13 protein-coding genes and 3 pseudogenes are annotated in these 16,645 nt (G+C 68.4%); 9 read left to right on the top strand and 7 right to left on the bottom strand.

The features are described 5' to 3' along the window. Nucleotides 1–476 precede the first annotated feature (476 nt). Together ACH4J0_RS34735 and ACH4J0_RS34730 are read left to right on the top strand one after the other, a co-directional pair. A complete protein-coding gene (locus ACH4J0_RS34735) occupies nucleotides 477–1,553 on the top strand; it encodes a macrolide family glycosyltransferase (protein WP_396245064.1) in 1,077 nt (358 codons plus the stop codon). 76 nt (nucleotides 1,554–1,629) lie between these two features. Then, nucleotides 1,630–2,436, top strand: a pseudogene (locus tag ACH4J0_RS34730) (IS701 family transposase); the annotation flags it as partial. Here ACH4J0_RS34730 and ACH4J0_RS34725 read toward each other — a convergent pair. From ACH4J0_RS34725 to ACH4J0_RS34705, 5 genes and pseudogenes are all read right to left on the bottom strand, one after another. After that, nucleotides 2,371–3,192, bottom strand: coding sequence for a BTAD domain-containing putative transcriptional regulator (locus tag ACH4J0_RS34725; RefSeq protein ID WP_396245114.1), 822 nt, complete (start codon nucleotides 3,190–3,192; stop codon nucleotides 2,371–2,373). The pseudogene ACH4J0_RS34730 and the gene ACH4J0_RS34725 sit on opposite strands and share 66 nt — an antisense overlap. Beyond that, entirely contained in the window at nucleotides 3,081–3,581 is a 501-nt protein-coding gene (locus ACH4J0_RS34720; RefSeq protein WP_396245063.1) for a hypothetical protein, read from the bottom strand. The genes ACH4J0_RS34725 and ACH4J0_RS34720 overlap by 112 nt, the downstream gene beginning before the upstream one ends. A 55-nt stretch (nucleotides 3,582–3,636) precedes the next feature. Continuing rightward, nucleotides 3,637–4,026, bottom strand: coding sequence for an FAD-dependent monooxygenase (locus ACH4J0_RS34715; protein WP_396245062.1), 390 nt, complete (start codon nucleotides 4,024–4,026; stop codon nucleotides 3,637–3,639). A gap of 137 nt (nucleotides 4,027–4,163) precedes the next feature. Continuing rightward, nucleotides 4,164–4,280 (bottom strand): annotated as a pseudogene (locus ACH4J0_RS34710) (DUF6009 family protein); the annotation flags it as partial. Between the two features lie 10 nt (nucleotides 4,281–4,290). Further along, nucleotides 4,291–4,932, bottom strand: coding sequence for a PadR family transcriptional regulator (locus ACH4J0_RS34705; RefSeq protein WP_360466327.1), 642 nt, complete (start codon nucleotides 4,930–4,932; stop codon nucleotides 4,291–4,293). A 108-nt stretch (nucleotides 4,933–5,040) separates the two neighbouring features. On the opposite strand from ACH4J0_RS34705, the gene ACH4J0_RS34700 reads away from it, so the two are divergent. The 3 genes from ACH4J0_RS34700 to ACH4J0_RS34690 all read left to right on the top strand — a co-directional run bounded on the left by ACH4J0_RS34700 (nucleotide 5,041) and on the right by ACH4J0_RS34690 (nucleotide 9,428). Next, the gene (locus ACH4J0_RS34700) at nucleotides 5,041–5,985 is read left to right on the top strand and encodes an ATP-binding cassette domain-containing protein (protein WP_396245060.1); all 945 of its coding nucleotides are present in this window, start codon (nucleotides 5,041–5,043) and stop codon (nucleotides 5,983–5,985) included. After that, nucleotides 5,982–6,824, top strand: coding sequence for an ABC transporter permease (locus ACH4J0_RS34695; protein WP_396245059.1), 843 nt, complete (start codon nucleotides 5,982–5,984; stop codon nucleotides 6,822–6,824). Before ACH4J0_RS34700 ends, ACH4J0_RS34695 begins: the two co-directional genes overlap by 4 nt. A 210-nt stretch (nucleotides 6,825–7,034) precedes the next feature. Further along, a complete protein-coding gene (locus tag ACH4J0_RS34690; RefSeq protein ID WP_396245057.1) occupies nucleotides 7,035–9,428 on the top strand; it encodes an ATP-binding cassette domain-containing protein in 2,394 nt (797 codons plus the stop codon). 425 nt (nucleotides 9,429–9,853) lie between these two features. Here ACH4J0_RS34690 and ACH4J0_RS34685 read toward each other — a convergent pair whose 3' ends face one another. Then, nucleotides 9,854–10,078, bottom strand: a complete 225-nt coding sequence (locus ACH4J0_RS34685) for a hypothetical protein (protein ID WP_396245055.1) — start codon at nucleotides 10,076–10,078, stop codon at nucleotides 9,854–9,856. A 61-nt stretch (nucleotides 10,079–10,139) separates the two neighbouring features. Further along, a complete protein-coding gene (locus ACH4J0_RS34680; protein WP_396245054.1) occupies nucleotides 10,140–10,331 on the bottom strand; it encodes a BTAD domain-containing putative transcriptional regulator in 192 nt (63 codons plus the stop codon). A 1,513-nt stretch (nucleotides 10,332–11,844) separates the two neighbouring features. Between ACH4J0_RS34680 and ACH4J0_RS34675 the strand changes: the two genes are divergently transcribed. The 4 genes and pseudogenes from ACH4J0_RS34675 to ACH4J0_RS34660 all read left to right on the top strand — a co-directional run bounded on the left by ACH4J0_RS34675 (nucleotide 11,845) and on the right by ACH4J0_RS34660 (nucleotide 16,406). Continuing rightward, nucleotides 11,845–13,137 (top strand): helix-turn-helix domain-containing protein, encoded by a 1,293-nt coding sequence (locus ACH4J0_RS34675; protein ID WP_396245053.1) that lies wholly within the window; start codon nucleotides 11,845–11,847, stop codon nucleotides 13,135–13,137. 142 nt (nucleotides 13,138–13,279) lie between these two features. Further along, nucleotides 13,280–15,001, top strand: coding sequence for a replicative DNA helicase (gene dnaB / locus ACH4J0_RS34670; protein ID WP_396245112.1), 1,722 nt, complete (start codon nucleotides 13,280–13,282; stop codon nucleotides 14,999–15,001). 59 nt (nucleotides 15,002–15,060) lie between these two features. After that, a pseudogene (locus tag ACH4J0_RS34665) lies at nucleotides 15,061–15,522 on the top strand (transposase family protein); the annotation flags it as partial. 434 nt (nucleotides 15,523–15,956) lie between these two features. Further along, nucleotides 15,957–16,406 (top strand): hypothetical protein, encoded by a 450-nt coding sequence (locus tag ACH4J0_RS34660; protein WP_396245051.1) that lies wholly within the window; start codon nucleotides 15,957–15,959, stop codon nucleotides 16,404–16,406. Nucleotides 16,407–16,645: the final 239 nt, after the last annotated feature.

The raw sequence follows: 16,645 nt of genomic DNA, 5'->3' as shown, positions 1-16,645 counted from the left end.
GCATCAAGCCCACCTCCAACAAGTGGAGTTCTCCCGTCGCCCGGAGCTGCTGCATTCGACGATTCCCGCCGGAAATGTTTGGCGGGGCCGATGTCATGGGAAGTACGGCGCGGTCACACGTGAGCGGGGTGTCGGAATCCGGCACGCTGGAGCGGAGGTTCTGCCGGTCGCCGTCCGGCACCGGCCCGGGCACCGGCAGCGACCACGGGCCGGACACCCGGCGCGGGCCCGCGCAACGGGGCCGGCGGTCGGCGGGTTAGTACTCCAGTGTGACTTCGTGATCTAGCCGGTCGAGAGGTTGACGAGCGGTCGCCGAACGTAGTTGCGGTGAGTCGCAAATCTCGATGGCGCCGCGGTGGCGGTGCTGCCAGGGTGTCCCTCGTGTTGAAGAAGTTACTTTTTATGACCCTAACTGGGCACGGGCACATCAACCCGATGTGCCGTTGGTCGAGGAACTCGTACGGCGCGGACACCAGGTGGACTACGCCACCGGAGCAGACCACGCCGCCGCGGTCACCGGTGCCGGCGCACGCTGGTTGGAACTACCGTCGCTGGAGCCATTCACACCACCATCAAAGATCGGCCCAGAGGCCGTAGCCAGCTGGTTGCGCCACTACTTCGCGGCAATGAGTGCGACCTACCCGGTGTTACAGAAGTACTGCGTCTCGGAGCCGGTAGACGCAATCTGTTACGACACGACGAACTGGCCTGCCCGGATCGCCGCCAGGACGCTGGGCATCCCCGCCGTGCAGTGCTTCCCTCACCTCGCCTCGAACGAGGCGTACTCACTGGACCGGCAGTTGACCGCAGGGATCGACGCCGACGATCCGGCGATGGCCTTGCTTGCCGCCGACTGTGCGGCTTTCTCCACCGAGTGCGGCGTCCCGCTCGGTATCGCCGACACCATGACGATGGCGGACGAGCTCAACCTCGTCTTCGTCCCGCGAGAGTTCCAGCCGGCCGCTGACAGCTTCGACGAACGTTTTCACTTCATCGGCCCCTCAATGGGCAGGCGCGAGCAGGCTGAGGACTGGTCACCGCCCGACCCCGACGCACCACTGCTGTATGTCTCACTGGGAACGGTCTTCAACGGCAGCTCGGAGTTCTACCGCGCCTGCATAGAAGCCGTCGCCGACGGGCCGTGGCAGTTGGCGATGACCGTGGGCGATACGGACGCCGCCGTACTGGGCGCCGTCCCGAGCCGGGTGGACGTCCGCTCGCGGTTCCCGCAACTGGCGGTACTCCGCCATGCCACCGCCTTCGTATCGCATGCCGGTATGAACTCCGTTATGGAGGCGCTGCATTACGGGGTCGGCCTCATCGCCGTCCCCCGGACACCCGAGCAGGCTGCCAACGCCGCGCGCCTGGAGGAGCTCGGGCTCGGTGAACGCCTGGACGCCGGCACGGTGAGCGCCGAAGCACTGCGGGCGGCGATCAGCAGGGTTGCCTCAGACCCGGCAGTGCGCGTCAACCTTGCGGGAATGCGCCAAGCCATCCTGCGAAGTGGTGGAGTCACCCGCGGCGCGGACATGATCGAGCAGTATCTCCGTTAGTACTCCCGTGTGACTGCGTGCTCTTGCGTCGCCCTGGCTGAAAGCGGGAGCGGCCACCGCGTGATCATCAAGGGTTATGTGGACTCCTGAAGATCGTGCGGTGGCCGCAGGTCACAGCATAGAAGTCGCCCGCTGGCGGGCAATGTTCGACCAGTTCATGGCCCGGATCGCGGGCCGGTTCAAGCGGGTGGAGCCGCGTTCCACGGCTCGTGCCTTCGTGCTCGGGCTGCTGTCCGGCGTCGAGCGGAAGAACTGCTGGCGGCTCGCCGAGCAAGCCGGTCACGCCCGCCCCGGGCCGATGCAGCAACTGCTGCGAAGCGCCCACTGGGACGCGGACGCGGTCCGCGACGACGTACGCGCCTACGTTCTCGAGCATCTCGGCACCGACGACGGCGTCCTGGTCGTCGACGAGACAGGCTTCCTGAAGAAGGGCGCCGCCTCGGCCGGCGTGCAGCGGCAGTACACCGGCACCGCAGGCCGGATCGAGAATAGCCAGGTCGGCGTGTTCCTCGCCTACGCCTCCAGCAAGGGGCGGGCGTTGATCGACCGTCGACTCTACTTGCCCGACGCTTCGTGGTGCCAGGATGTCGAGCGCCGGTCCCGCGCCGGGGTGCCTGACCACGTGGAATTCGCGACCAAGCCCACGCTGGCCGGGCAGATGATCACGGCAGCACTGGAGGCCGGGATCAGCGCCTCCTGGCTGACCGGCGACGAGGCCTACGGCCAAGACCCCGGCCTGCGCGCACTGTTGGAGTCCCGCCGGATCAGCTACGTCCTGGCCGTCGCCTGCAGCACCCGGGTGTCGGGGGCAGCAATCTCAGCCGGCGCGGAGGAGTCGCTCACCGTTGGTCCCCGCCGCCCCCACGGGGCAGTCGGGGCCGGCCATGAGGATCGAACGCTGCAGCCTGCGCAGTGCGGCCGAAGGTTCGAGCCCGAGCTCGCGCACCAGGGTCTGGTGCAGCCGCTGGTAGACGTCGAGGGCCTCGCCCCTACGGCCGGAGCGGTGCAAGGCCAGCATGAACTGGCCGTGCAGGTTCTCGTGGGTGCGGTACCGGCTGACCAGCACGGTCAGTTCTGCCAGCAGCTCCCGGTGCCGCCCGATCCGCAGATCGGCCTCGATGCGCTGGTCGAGGGCGCACAGCCGGGTCTCTTCCAGCCGCCGCGTCTCCGTGTCCAGCTGGATGCCGCCGTTCACGTCGGCGAAGGCCGGCCCCGACCACAGGGACAGCGCCTCACGCAGCAGCCGGGCGGCGCCCGGGAAGTCACCCGCGTCCATGGCCCGGTAGCCCCTGCCGGCGAGCCGGTCGAACTCGCGGACGTCGCTGGTGCCGTTACCGGTGTCGAGCAGGTAGCCGCCGGGCACCGTGACCAGCACGTCCTTGGCCGTACGCCGGCCTGCGCCGCCTCCCGCGCCCTCGCCATCGCCCTGCTCCAGGGCCGTCGCGATGAGGGCCCTCAGCTGCAGCACGTAGGTCTGCAGCGTCGTGCGGGCGCTGCGCGGCGGTGTTCCCGCCCACAGCTCCTCGATCAGAGCCGAGATCGGAACGACCTGGTCGGCATGAAGTGCCAGCAGCGCCAGCACCTGGCGCGGCTTGGGGGCGGTAGGTGTGATGGAGCGCCCCTGCTCCCGAACCGCCAGAGTGCCCAGTAATTCGATGTCCACGCTGTACTACTCCCCCTGTCCGCGGATTGGCCGAGCTCAGTCAATCCGGCCTCAGTAAAAAGGCGGAACGCTCCGCCGCAGGGCAGGGACCCCCGGTGGTGGTCCGGGAGGTCCATGTCCTGGGTGCTGATCATGTCGCCGAGCTGCCTGCCTTCCCGGTCGGCCGCCGGCAGGCCGCTGAACACCACCCGCAAGGCGTCGAGTTCGGGTACCGGCCGCATCAGCGCGAGCTGCGCCTGCGTGTTGCCGGTGACCCGCTGGGCCACGGGCCGGCGCTCCGGGTCACAGGTGTCGAGCAGCCCTGCGCCCGCCGCTCCGTGCACCGCGGGCGCCGACTTCCAACCCGGGTTGAGCGCGTCCAGCATCCCGGCACCGAGGCCGGTGCGGGCCCTCGGCCTCGAACCGGACCCCGCCGCCCTCCTAAACGACCTCGATCACCCGGTGCTCACGCAGGATCCGCGCCCCGGCCGCCCGGGCCCGCACCTCGGAAGGTCTTTCAAGCTCCGCCTGACGGCATCTCAAAACCGGCCCCGGTTCCCGTCCGGGGGCCGTGATCACCAGGCCGGGCAGACCCGCGAAGCGGAAGGGGCGTCTGGCCGCGGCGCGGGCGCACGGGGCCGCCCGTCCAGGCAGACGACCTCGCCGAACCGGGCACTGCACCGACCGCGCGTGCAGTGCGGTCGCCTTCGGCCGCTCGGACACGCTGGCCTCCGATTCGAGGAGCGCGGTATCGACTTCGTACGCGGCCGACTCGGACGCCACGAGCATCCCGACGGGCGGCCCGCCGATCAGCGCCGCCTGCGTCCGCATACGATGCTCCGCCTGCACAGCAGCGCCCTTTCCGTTGGACCAAACCGCCTGGGAGTAAAGAAATATATCGGGAGAACCATTTCTTTACCATCCCCTTGACAAACAAAAAGATCTCCTGGCGCATGCACGCCGAGCTCACGTCGCCGGACCGTGCCGGAGGAACGGGACGGCTTGGCCGTCGGCCCCAGCAGGACGTACCCGACCATCCGGCCGTCGCGGTGGTACGCCGGCCTGCCGCGCCGGGTCGGCAACCGGTGTTCGCCCTCAGTAGTGGAGGTCCTCGGGATGGGGCTCAGTGGCGAACGGGTTCGGCTCGCCCTCCGCGAGCACCCCCACGAACGGTTCGCCCTCCCCCGCGAAGGTGTATGCGCCGCCCTCGATCCGCCCGATCAGGCTGTGCGTCCATTCCGCCTCGCTGTCGGCCGAGTGCACCCACATGTTCATGATCTCGCCGATGTGCCCGAGCTGTTCGGGGCCATTCTGCGGCATGTAGTACTCCGTGACCCCGGCTCGCCACCGTTCGAGCCCCGCGATCCGCTCCTTGAGGAGCGCGACGGCCTCATCCCGCGGCAGGTCGACGATGAACCCGAGCCCGGCCGAGAGCATGTCTATCTTCTGGTCGTACGAGGTCAAGGCCTCGCGCAGCAGATCGAAGTACTCCGCGGTGCCCTTGTCGGTGATCTCGTACTCGACGCGGGGCGGGCCGCCGACGGCGCTCGGTGCGACCTCGTGCGCGACGAGGAGTCCCTGCTTCGCCATCTGCTTGAGCGCGTGGTAGATCGAGCCCGGCTTGGCGGTGGACCACTCGTGGGCCCCCCAGAACTCCAGGTCGTTGCGCACCTGGTAGCCGTGCGCCCGTCCGTGCTGACGGACGGCGCCGAGGACCAGTAGCCGGATCGCAGACATGAGTGGATCCTTCCTCATCAAGTCAGAGTAATCAAATTTGACCAGCCGCGGGAAACGAGCTACCTTCCTAGCTTAGTCAAGTTTGATTAGTGGCTGGAGGGGAAGGCTTTGACTGACCACGATCTGGCGATCGTCGTCGAGGGCCTGCGGAAGAAGTATGGGGACAAGCAGGCTCTCGACGGCCTCGACCTCACCGTCCGCAGCGGAACCGTCCAGGGGATTCTCGGCCCGAACGGCGCCGGCAAGACCACGACCGTCCGCATCATGTCCACGCTGCTGCGCCCTGACGAGGGCCGGGTCGAGGTGGCGGGGATCGACGCCAGGACCCGCGCCGGCGAGGTGCGCTCGCAGATCGGGCTGCTCGGCCAGAACGCCGCCGTCGACGAGGAGCTCAGCGGCCGGCAGAACCTGGAGATGTTCGGCCGCCTCTACCACCTGGGCGCGCGCCGCGCGAGCACCCGGGCCGAGGAGCTCCTCACCCGGTTCGGACTCGAAGACACCGGAACGAAGGCCATCAAGCAGTACAGCGGCGGGATGCGGCGACGCCTCGACCTGGCGGCCTCCCTCATCTCCGAACCGCAGGTGCTCTTCCTGGACGAGCCCACGACCGGGCTCGATCCCCGCGGCCGCACGGAGGTGTGGAACGCGGTGCGCTCGCTGGTCAGCGGCGGCACGACCGTGCTGCTGACCACGCAGTACCTGGAGGAGGCCGATCAGCTGGCCGACCAGATCGCGGTGATCAACCACGGGAAGGTCATCGCCCAGGGCACGGCGGACGAGCTGAAGACCAGGACGGGCGGCGACCGCATCGACGTGGTCCTGCACGACACGGGCCAGCTGGCCCGGGCGGCCTCGCTGCTGCCCGGGGAGGCGACCGTGGACGAGGACCGTCGGCTGGTGAGCGCCTCGGTCAACGACCGGATCGCGGCGCTGACCGAGACCGTGCGGGCACTGGAGGCGGCCGGAATCGTGGCGGAGGACATCGCGGTGCGGCGGCCGACGCTCGACGAGGTCTTCATGCACCTGACGAAGACGGAGGCGGACGCGGCATGACCACGGTCCAGAGCATGAAGGCGACCCGCGGTACGGAAACCGCCGGCGGCACGGGTTCGAAGCTGGGCTGGGCGGCAGCCGACTCCTGGACGATGACCAGGCGCGAGCTGGCCCACTGGGCACGGCAGCCCGTGCAGGTGGTCGTCGGGCTGGTCTTCCCGGTGATGATGCTGCTGATGTTCAGCTACCTGATCGGTGGCGGCCGGGGCATCGAGGGGAACTTCAAGGACTACCTGGTGCCCGGCATGCTCACCATGACGATGGCCTTCGGCCTCGAGTCCACGATGCTCTCCGTCACCCAGGACCTGGGCAAGGGGATCATCGACCGGTTCCGCTCGATGCCGATGGCCTCCGGTGCGGTCCTGGTCGGGCGGAGCATCGCGGACATGCTCCAGTCGGTGGTCGGGCTGATCGTGATGATCGCGGTCGGCTACGCGATCGGATGGCGCTGGCACGGGGATTTCTCCTCGTTCCTGGGCGCGGTGGGACTGCTGTTGCTGCTGCGGTTCGCGATGCTGTGGGTCGGCATCCACCTGGCCATGGTCGCGGGCAAGCCGGAGATGGTGCAGGCGGTGCAGATCCTGGTGTGGCCCGTCAGCTTCCTCTCCAACGCCATCGCCACCCCGGGGTCGATGCCGTCCTGGCTGGGCGCGATCGTGGAGTGGAACCCGATGTCGGCGACGGCCACAGCGGTGCGCGGCCTGTTCGGCAACCCGGGCGCGGCGGGTGACTCCTGGGCCGCGACGCACGCGGAACTGCTCGCGGCGGTGTGGCCGGTGGCCCTGGTGGCGGTGTTCTTCCCGCTGGCAGTGGGTCGGTTCAGGGGCCTGAGCCGCTAGCGGACACGGCTCCGTCCCCGGGCCGAGGCGTTTCGGCCGGGCACGGAGCCTCCCCGTGGTCTGCGGTGATCCGGTTCCTCGGCTGCACCGCGGACCACGGGGAGCCGGAGAGCGCAGAAACAACCGCGCCGCGACGCGACGGCGGCCCGGGCGGCCTCGCGCGAACGTCACGGCCGCGATCCGTACAACAGTTTTGGAGAGACCACGAGCATGGCCCCGAGGACGCACACCCCCCACGCGCAGTCGTCTGCGCCGCACGCTGCCGACAGCCACGACCTGATCCGCGTGCTCGGCGCGCGGGAGAACAACCTCAAGGACGTCAGCATCGAGATCCCCAAGCGTCGGCTGACGGTGTTCACCGGCGTCTCCGGCTCGGGCAAGAGCTCGCTGGTGTTCGCCACCATCGCCGCGGAGTCCCAGCGGCTGATCAACGAGACCTACAGCACGTTCGTGCAGGGCATGATGCCCACCCAGGCGCGCCCCGAGGTCGACGTCCTCGAAGGGCTGACGGCCGCGATCATTGTCGGCCAACAGCGGATGGGCTCCGACCCGCGCTCCACCGTCGGCACGGCCACCGACGCCAATGCCATGCTGCGCATCCTCTTCAGCCGCCTCGGCACCCCGCGCGTCGGCCCGCCCAGCGCCTTCTCCTTCAACGTCCCCACGATGAAGGGGAGCGCTTCGATCACCGTCGAGGGCGGCAACAAGAAGGCGGTCCAGGCCGACTTCAACCGCACCGGCGGCATGTGCGCCCGGTGCGAGGGCCGCGGCTCGGTCTCCGACATCGACCTCACCCAGCTCTACGACGACGGCAAGTCGATCTCCGAGGGCGCGTTCACCATCCCCGGCTGGAAGACCGACAGCTGGTGGACGGTCGGCGTCTACGCCAACTCGGGCTTCCTCGACCCGGACAAGCCGATCTGCAAGTACACCGAGGAGGAGATGCAGGACTTCCTGTACCGGGAGCCGACCAAGGTCAAGGTCAACGGCGTCAACGTCACCTACGAGGGCCTGATCCCCAAGATCCAGAAGTCCATGCTGTCCAAGGACAAGGACGCGCTGCAGCCGCACATCCGGGCATTCGTGGACCGGGCGGTCACCTTCACCACCTGCCCCGACTGCGAGGGCACCCGGCTCAGTGAAGGAGCACGCTCCTCGAAGATCGCGGGCATCAGCATCGCCGACGCCTGCACGCTGGAGATCCGGGACCTGGCGGAATGGGTCCGCGGCCTGGACGAGCCCTCGGTGGCCCCGCTGCTCGCCTCGCTCCAGCAGACCCTCGACTCGTTCGTCGAGATCGGCCTCGGCTACCTCTCGCTGGACCGCCCCTCCGGCACGCTCTCCGGCGGCGAGGCGCAGCGGGTCAAGATGATCCGCCACCTCGGCTCCTCGCTCACCGACGTCACGTACGTGTTCGACGAACCCACCACCGGCCTGCACCCGCACGACATCCAGCGGATGAACGACCTGCTGCTGCGCCTGCGTGACAAGGGCAACACGGTGCTGGTGGTGGAGCACAAACCGGAGGCCATCGCCATCGCCGACCACGTGGTCGACCTCGGCCCCGGCGCCGGCACGGCGGGCGGCACCGTCTGCTTCGAAGGAACCCTGGACGGACTCCGCGCCTCCGACACCGTCACCGGCCACCACCTCGACGACCGGGCCGTCCTCAAGGACCAGGTCCGCAAGCGCACTGGCGTGCTGGAGATCCGCGGCGCCACGTCGCACAACCTCCGCGAGGTCGACGTCGACATCCCGCTCGGCGTGCTCACCGTCGTCACCGGTGTCGCCGGCGCCGGAAAGAGCTCGCTCGTCCACGGGTCGATCCCTGCGCGCGAGGGCGTGGTCTCGATCGACCAGAGCCCGATCCGCGGTTCGCGCCGCAGCAACCCGGCGACTTACACGGGCCTGCTCGAACCGATCCGCAAGGTCTTCGCCAAGGCCAACGGTGTGAAGCCCGCGCTGTTCAGCGCCAACTCCGAGGGCGCGTGCCCCACCTGCAACGGCGTGGGCGTCATCTTCACCGACCTGGGCGTGGTGGCCGGGGTCTCCAACCCTTGCGAGGACTGCAACGGGAAGCGGTTCCAGGCTTCGGTGCTGGAGTACCGTCTCGGCGGCCGTGACATCAGCGAGGTGCTCGCGATGTCGGTGACCGAGGCGGAGAGGTTCTTCGGCTCGGGCGAGGCTCGCACCCCGGCCGCGCACAAGATCCTGGAACGCCTCGCGGACGTCGGCCTCGGCTACCTCACCCTCGGCCAGCCCCTCAACACCTTGTCCGGCGGCGAGCGCCAACGCCTCAAGCTGGCAACGCACATGGGCGACAAGGGCGGCGTCTACGTCCTCGACGAGCCGACCACCGGCCTGCACCTCGCGGACGTCGAGCAGCTCCTCGGCCTGCTCGACCGGCTCGTCGACTCCGGCAAGTCGGTCATCGTCATCGAGCACCACCAGGCGGTCATGGCACACGCCGACTGGATCATCGACCTCGGCCCCGGCGCGGGCCACGACGGCGGCCGGGTGGTCTTCGAAGGCACCCCCGCCGACCTGGTCGCCGCCCGCTCCACCCTCACGGGCGAGCACCTGGCGGACTACGTCGGAGCCTGAGGGACGCCGCTGCATGACCCTGTCCCCTCACACATGCCGGCCCAAGGTGCGGACCCACCGCTCCCACAGCCGGGTCACGGGGTGATGGGGTTGTCCGACGGGCGGCCGAGCCCCTGGTGCGGCCGCCCGTCACCCTCGCCCTCGGCTCCACGGCCTACGACCTCGGCGTCCGGGCCCTCCGGCGCCGGAACATCTGACGGCGGACTACCAGCACAGGGAATCCGTCCGACACTGCTGGCGCACCCTGGTCACCACCCCCCAACTCCCCAACTGACGCTGGGCCAGCTCGCGCGGCTCACCGAGCGCGGAGTCGCGTGGCGTAGCCGCCCGGCCCAGCCGGGCGTTGTCGTCAGCCGACGGTAGGCTGCCGAAGCCCTGAGAAAGCACTGGAAGGCCGTCACCTACGGGTGGCGGCCTTCCGGCTTCTACCGCGTCGCGTTCCTCAGCAGGCCCGCCGCGTTCGCGGTGTGAACGGTCAGCGCCGCGGGGCCGACGGCGTCATCCGCGTGCAGAAGCGTGGCGCGGGTGAGTTCGGCGCCCTGCTTGTGCTCCTCGCTGAACAGGGCAGTGAGGCCGGCTGGTGCCTTGTCCCAGTGGTAGCGCAGGCCGATGGGGGCGGCCAGGTCGCTCCCGCAGCGGATTGTCCGCAACCAGGGTGGAGAGCTCCGGGACGAGGGGGCGGTGACGGCCGAGCTGCAGTCGCAGCCCGGCCTATTCCTCGTGGACGTCCAAGCGCAGTTCCTCCAGCCAGCCGGCTTCCTGCTCGACACGGGGACCGGTGACTCCCTCTAGGGCAGGGCCACGCCAGAGCGAGAGCGCCTCGTATGCGTCGCAGACCTCTGTGTTTTTGCCGCTGCGGGCCAGCTCGCGGGCCTGGCCAACCGTGTTGTCGAAGGCAACCACGTCGATGCGGTGTCCGAACGGGTTGAGGGCGTAGCCAGGGTGGTGCGTGGTGATCAGCGCACTGTCTCCCGCAACCCCCTTGAACGCCTTGCGCAGACCGGCGATGCAGATAGCGATCTGGTTACGGGCCGTAGTGGGTGCGCCGGAGGGCCAGACCAGACGGCGTCGATGACGCTATCCACGGACACGATCCGGCCGGACGACAGCAACAGCATGGTGGGCACCGTCCGCTGACGTGCTCCGCCGAGGTGACCGGAGCTCCGTCAATCTGTACATCGAGTGGCCCCAACAAACTGAACAGGACCTCTCGCATTGGTTTGCCCCCTGAGATTGCCGACAGCGCGCCCCCTGCGCGCCTGTCCATAAGATCACGCACAACCTCGGCGGCTCAACTTTGCACAACATGAGGGATCACTTGAACTTTCCATGACTCGACGATCTGGCGCTCTCGCCAGACCGTCGCCACTGTCGGCGGTAGTCCTTCTGCTTGCTGATCTCCCGACTTCGCGGAGAAACTTTATCCCCCCATGGGTCCGATCTGTCCGGTTTGTGCGTGTTTGAGTGCGAAGTATTCGGCCGTCAGCGATTGCGATCCGGTCAACTCCGAGGGCGGCGTTGAAGATCATGCCAGTTCGTCAGCTGCCAGGTCCTGCCGGTTCCTACGATCGCCTGCATATAGTGGTTCGAGGGGGAATCGAGGGGGAATATTGTGGCCTGCACGCCTGAACAACGACACAGCTCCGCTGGCGGCCGTCAGATGCGATGTGTCAGGCCGAACGCCTTGCCGTCGGCAGCAGCGGCCTTCGTGGCTGTGATCGGGACACCGTCGGCCGCCGACATGTGTGCGGGTACTTGTCTCTACGGTCAGATGGGCAGTCACTCGGTCCACATGGGCTGCACGCCCACGGCCGCAGCCCGAATGCGGCCGTGGGCGCCAGGACGGGAGCAGGCCGAAGCGCCGCTCGAACCTGCGGCAACGGACAAGGTACTGCGCATGGCAGCTGGTTCTCTCCTGTCGCGGGAAGGCCTTGAGGGTAGCCCCGAGGTGTCCGCGGCTCCGGCATTCGTCATGGAGATAGCAGAACAGCGCGAAGGAGGGCAAATGCCGCCGCAGGCTTGATGGGCCAGTAGGCAGGGGCACGCCCTGAAAACGGCCTTACCAATGCGGACAGTCCCTAGGCTCACTTGGTGCCCCAGGGCACCACACCAGTCCAGAAAATGCGAAAGCGGCCCAAGATTGGCGTCTTCGGGGCCGCTATCGCTTCCAGCACTGCATCGTCACGACGGTACCAGCCATACCCGTCCACAGGCGAGAGACACTCGCTACTCGTCCTGGTTGGCCGATTCCTGCTAGCCGCCACGTGACGGCGCTCCATCCGAGAGGTAGCGCCAGTTTGTTTGGCTTCGTTACACCGCTTGCCGAGCGTGTCACCCCGCTCTTCACCGTCCCCATCACGGCTGCCATCCAGGCCGGCCTGGTCCTGGTGCCCGCCACCGGATCGGAGGTGGCTCGTTGAGTTTCCTGCCCGTCGAGTGGGCCGCGGAGCACTCACCCGTGTCGGACCCGTACGAGCGCCTAATCCTGATCGCCCTGGCCCGTCGCGCGAACAGCGACGGGACTGACGCCTACCCGTCGCGCAACACGCTGGCGCGGTCCGGTCTGTGCGATAAGTCGACGGTGACCCGCCGCCTGAACGCGATGGAGGCCCGTGGCCTTATCCGCGAAGGCGACCAGCGGGCCGCGTTCCGGATTGCCGAGGACTTCCGACCCAAGGTCTACGACCTGATGATCCCCTTCTCCTTCTACAGCCCCGACCAGATGGAGAAGGTAAACCAGGAGCGCATCGACCGAGGCCTGGCCCCGCTGCGCGCCAAGGACCGGCCGGATCTGGGGCCCGCACCGGCTAAGAAGACCCGAGCAGACAAGGGAACGAAACGGCCCAAGAGGGCTGCGCGGAACCCCCCTTTGAGCATCGCGAGTGAGGAGGGGGGTGCTTCAAGCACCCCCCTCCTCGAAAGGCCCTGTTTGACCGAGTTTGCCCCAGGTGCTTCAAGCACCCAGGTGCTTGAAGCACCTACCCCGGGTGCTTCAAGCACCCCAACTCTGTCCTTTAACTCTGTCCCCTCTACTTCTCCTGACGCTCTGGCGAATGAGACCGCCCCAGAGGCTTCCGCTGAGACGGAGAAGAAGAAGATCCACGACAGAAACAGCACCAACGACCAGGCCGCGCCCCGGGACGAGTCCGCTTCGGCTGCTCCGGCCGACGAGCTGTCGCAGGAGGTTCGCCAGATCATGGCGGCTTGGTCTGAAGCCCGTATGGCTGCCGGAGTCGGTCCACACCGTCGGTCGGGCGCATTGGGGGAGTTCCAGGCGTCGGCGGCTGCTCTGGTGCGGGCCGGTAAGTCGGTGGAGTGGTTGATCGCGGTGGCGCGGTGGATGGCTGCAGAGAAGCCCGCCTGGGTGGGCCTGGGGGAGGCGTCGAAGGCGCAGTACGCCGGTGCCCCGGCCGAACCGATGGTGCGGTCCGTGCCGCGTCAGCCGGTGGATCCATGTCCGTCGCACCCGAGTCTGGAGGCCAACGGATGCCGCCATTGTGCGGCGGACGAGATCATCGACCGGCAGCGTCGTGAGCTGGACGCGCAGCGCGGTATCGACGACGAGTCCGCCCGCCAGGCCCTGGCCGCATTAATCCAGCGGGGCAAGAAGCCGCGGACGGTCGCTGACCGCAGCCGGGACGCGGCGCTCCATCAGGCCGAGGAGGCCCGCCGGCAGTCCGCCAGGCGGGCCGAGTTCCTGGCCGGCTGACTACTTCCGGACAGCGCGACGGCCGCCGGGTCAACCCTGCCAGGCCCCGGCGGCCGTCCGATCCCAAAGAGAGATCACGTTGAACGTACCCGACGAGAACACCAGGAGTCCCGAGTCGGCACCGCAGGTAGTCGCGGCCGGGATGGACGAGCACGACTGGATCCACCTCGAGCCCGATGACGACTTCGGGCCGGCCCCCGAGTCCTCCGTCCCCGCACCTCGTGCCGGGTTCGGAGGCCCCGGCCCGCGCCGCGGCCGCGCCCGCCGTCCCCGCTCCCACAGCCGGACCGTCGCCGACGGCGGCACCAAGAACGAGGGCGAGAACAGCGCGGACGAGTTCGAAAGGGTTCCCCCGCAGGACCTGGCGGCCGAGCAGTCCGTTCTCGGCGGCATGCTGCTGTCCGAGGACGCGATCGCCGACGTGATCGAGGTGCTCAAGCCGACCAGCTACTACCGGCCCGCCCACGAGCTGATCCACTGCGCGATCCTCGACCTGTACGGGCGCGGTGAGCCCGCTGACCCCATCACCGTGGCCGGCGAGCTCACCAAGCGCGGCGAACTCGCCCGGGTCGGCGGCCCCGGATACCTGCATACCCTGGTCAACGCCGTTCCCACCGCGGCCAACGCCGAGTACTACGCCCAGATCGTCCACGAGAGCGCCGTGCTGCGCCGCCTGGTCGAGGCCGGCACCCGGATCGCCGGCATGGGCTACGCCGCCGAGGGCGACGTGGACGAGATCGTCAACGCCGCCCAGGCCGAGGTCATGGCCTTGGCCGACCAGGCCTCCGACGACGGCGCAGCGCCGCTGATGGACGGCATGGACGTCACCATGACCAAGGTCGAGGACCGCAAGCATAACAAGGGCCGCATCACCGGCGTGCCCACCGGCTTCGCCGACCTCGACCAGCTCACCCAAGGCCTCCAGGCCGGCCAGATGATCGTCATCGCCGCCCGTCCGGCCGTCGGGAAATCCACGCTAGCCCTGGACATCGCCCGCTCCGCCAGCATCACCCACCGCCTCACCACCGCCCTGTTCTCCCTCGAGATGGGCCGCGAGGAGATCCAGCTGCGTGCCGTCTCCGCCGAAGGCCGCGTGGCGCTGCACCACCTGCGCTCCGGCGAGATGACCGACGACGACTGGGTGCGCTCCGGCCGCGCAATCAGCCGCATGACCGACGCCCCGCTGCTGATCGACGACAACCCCGTGCAGTCCGCTCTGTCCATCGCCGCCCGCTGCCGCAAGATCAAGCAGCGCCGCGGCCTGGACCTGGTCATCGTCGACTACCTCCAGCTGCTCCAGGGCGCCGGCCGCCGCGCGGAGAACCGCCAGCAGGAGGTCAGCGACATGTCCCGCAACCTCAAACTGCTCACCAAGCAGCTCGGCGTGCCGGTCATCGCCCTTTCCCAGCTCAACCGCGGACCCGAACAGCGCGCCGACAAGCGCCCGATGATCTCCGACCTGCGCGAGTCCGGATCCATCGAGCAGGACGCCGACGTCGTGATCCTGCTGCACCGGGAGGACGCCTACGAGAAGGACTCCAAGCGCTCGGGAGAGGCCGATCTGATCGTGGCCAAGCACAGGAACGGGCCGACAGCCACGATCACCACTGCCTTCCAGGGCCACTACAGCCGGTTCGTCGACATGACCCGCGACGACGAAGTCGGTCGGCGCTTCGAAGGCGAGGCGTACGATCCGGACTTCGCCCCCATCGGCGCCATCGACACCCGGCTCGCCAATGACGCCAGGTGGAGCCCGACTACCAACCTGTTCGGCTGCTCCGGCCGACGAGCTGTCGCAGGAGGTTCGCCAGATCATGGCGGCTGGGTCTGTCCGCCAACGGCTCTGTCCCGTAATCGGTGGTAACGAAGGGTGGCGGTCGTCGTTGTTGTTACGTGCGAGATGGCAACGAGCTTGTGAGCATAGTGTTTTCAGGACTTTCGGCGCTGGCCGTCCAGGACGTGGTGGACGAGGGCGAGGTCATCCGGGTGTCAGCCCGGACCCAGGACGAGCCTGCGCCATGCCCAGCGTGCGGGCAGCCGACGCCGCACGTGCATGGCTTCCACCATCGAGTGGTCGCGGATGTGCCGGTGGACGGTCGGCGGGTCGTGGTGTCGGTGCGAGTCCGACGCCTGAGCTGCCCGGTTCTGGGTTGCCCGCGCCAGACGTTCCATGAGCAGGTCCCCGGCCTGATCGAACGCTACCAGCGGCGCACGCGCCGTCTCGCCGATTAACTCGGTGAGATCGTGAAGGAGTTAGCGGGCCGGGCGGGCGCCCGCCTCTCCCGCGTCCTGGCTGCGACGGTCTCCCGCTCGACCGCCCTGCGCGTGCTCATGCGCCAGTCGGTGCCGCGGCTGCGCGTCCCGCGCGTGCTGGGCGTCGACGACTCCGTGTAGGCGGGACACTGCTCGGTGTGCCAGATCTCGCTGAGGCTCAGGTCGCGCTCGACCGCGGTGATGCGGATGTTCTCGCGGTCCGGTTCGGCATGGCAGTCCTCGCAGTCGAGGCGCCGGAGGATGTTGGGGCGATCGGCGTGGGGGTCGGTCACAGGGCACCGTTCCTCCCTGTGCGACGGGCGGGTTTGTGGGGACCGGCCCGGGAGCGCCATCCAACGCCCGCCGAACGGCAAGGGTCAACACCTGCGAGGCACTCGCCGCCAGCTGCCGCCTCACCGGGCATTGCTTGGGCCTCGGCGGCTCGCTTGCGCCCGCAACTGGAGGGGGCCCCACAGTTCTCACTTTTCGTGCACATGATCTTCGCGCGGGTGCGATGCTCAATTACCTGCCTACTCAAGGCAGATCGTTGCGAGAGAAGGAGAACAATGAAGCTCCGCCGTTCTATCGCACTCGGCGCATCCGCACTCGCCCTCGCCGCTGGCGCCATCGGGTCCACCGGCACGGCCGAGGCAACCGTTGCGCAACCCCTCTGGTTCACCTATGAGGGCTGCCAGACCGGCCCGCAGGACTACCTGAGTTGGACTCTGCAGGCTTGCCTGCGGTTCTACGATGACGGCAGCGTGACGGGCACGGTCTATGGCACGGCCCCGTCCACCAGCACCGATGTGCGGCTCTACGTGGAGCTGTACAAGAACTGCGGGAACGGGTGGACTTGGGTGACCTCCGATACTTCATGGGGCGGAGTGCATGCCTACCCGCCGAGCGGCTGGGACCAGACGCCAGGGCCGAATGCGGCTGGCTGTCACTGGCAGAGCCACGCATGGCTGACTGAGTCCGGTGTCACTCGCGATAACAGGTGGTCGAGCGTCGTCTGATAGGTCGTGCTGCGCTCCGGCCTGACCGCGTGTCGGAAAGGCCGGTCCCACGTGATAGGCGAGCGCCACCAGTGGGTGAGCGGGCTGCGCGGTTAGAAAGCCACGGCCCGGGTCGCCGGTTCTTGTCCCGCTTGCCCGGCTGTTTGTCGGCGGCGGCTGAATTCGGGCCGGTATCGACGGTTGAGTTGTGGGCCAGTCGTGGTCTCGCTGGATGGTGTGTGTCAGTCGTTGTCGTTCGT

The organism is Kitasatospora sp. NPDC017646 (genome assembly GCF_044329365.1).
Classification (GTDB): domain Bacteria; phylum Actinomycetota; class Actinomycetes; order Streptomycetales; family Streptomycetaceae; genus Kitasatospora.
This window is presented reverse-complemented; position numbering and strand designations above follow the sequence as displayed.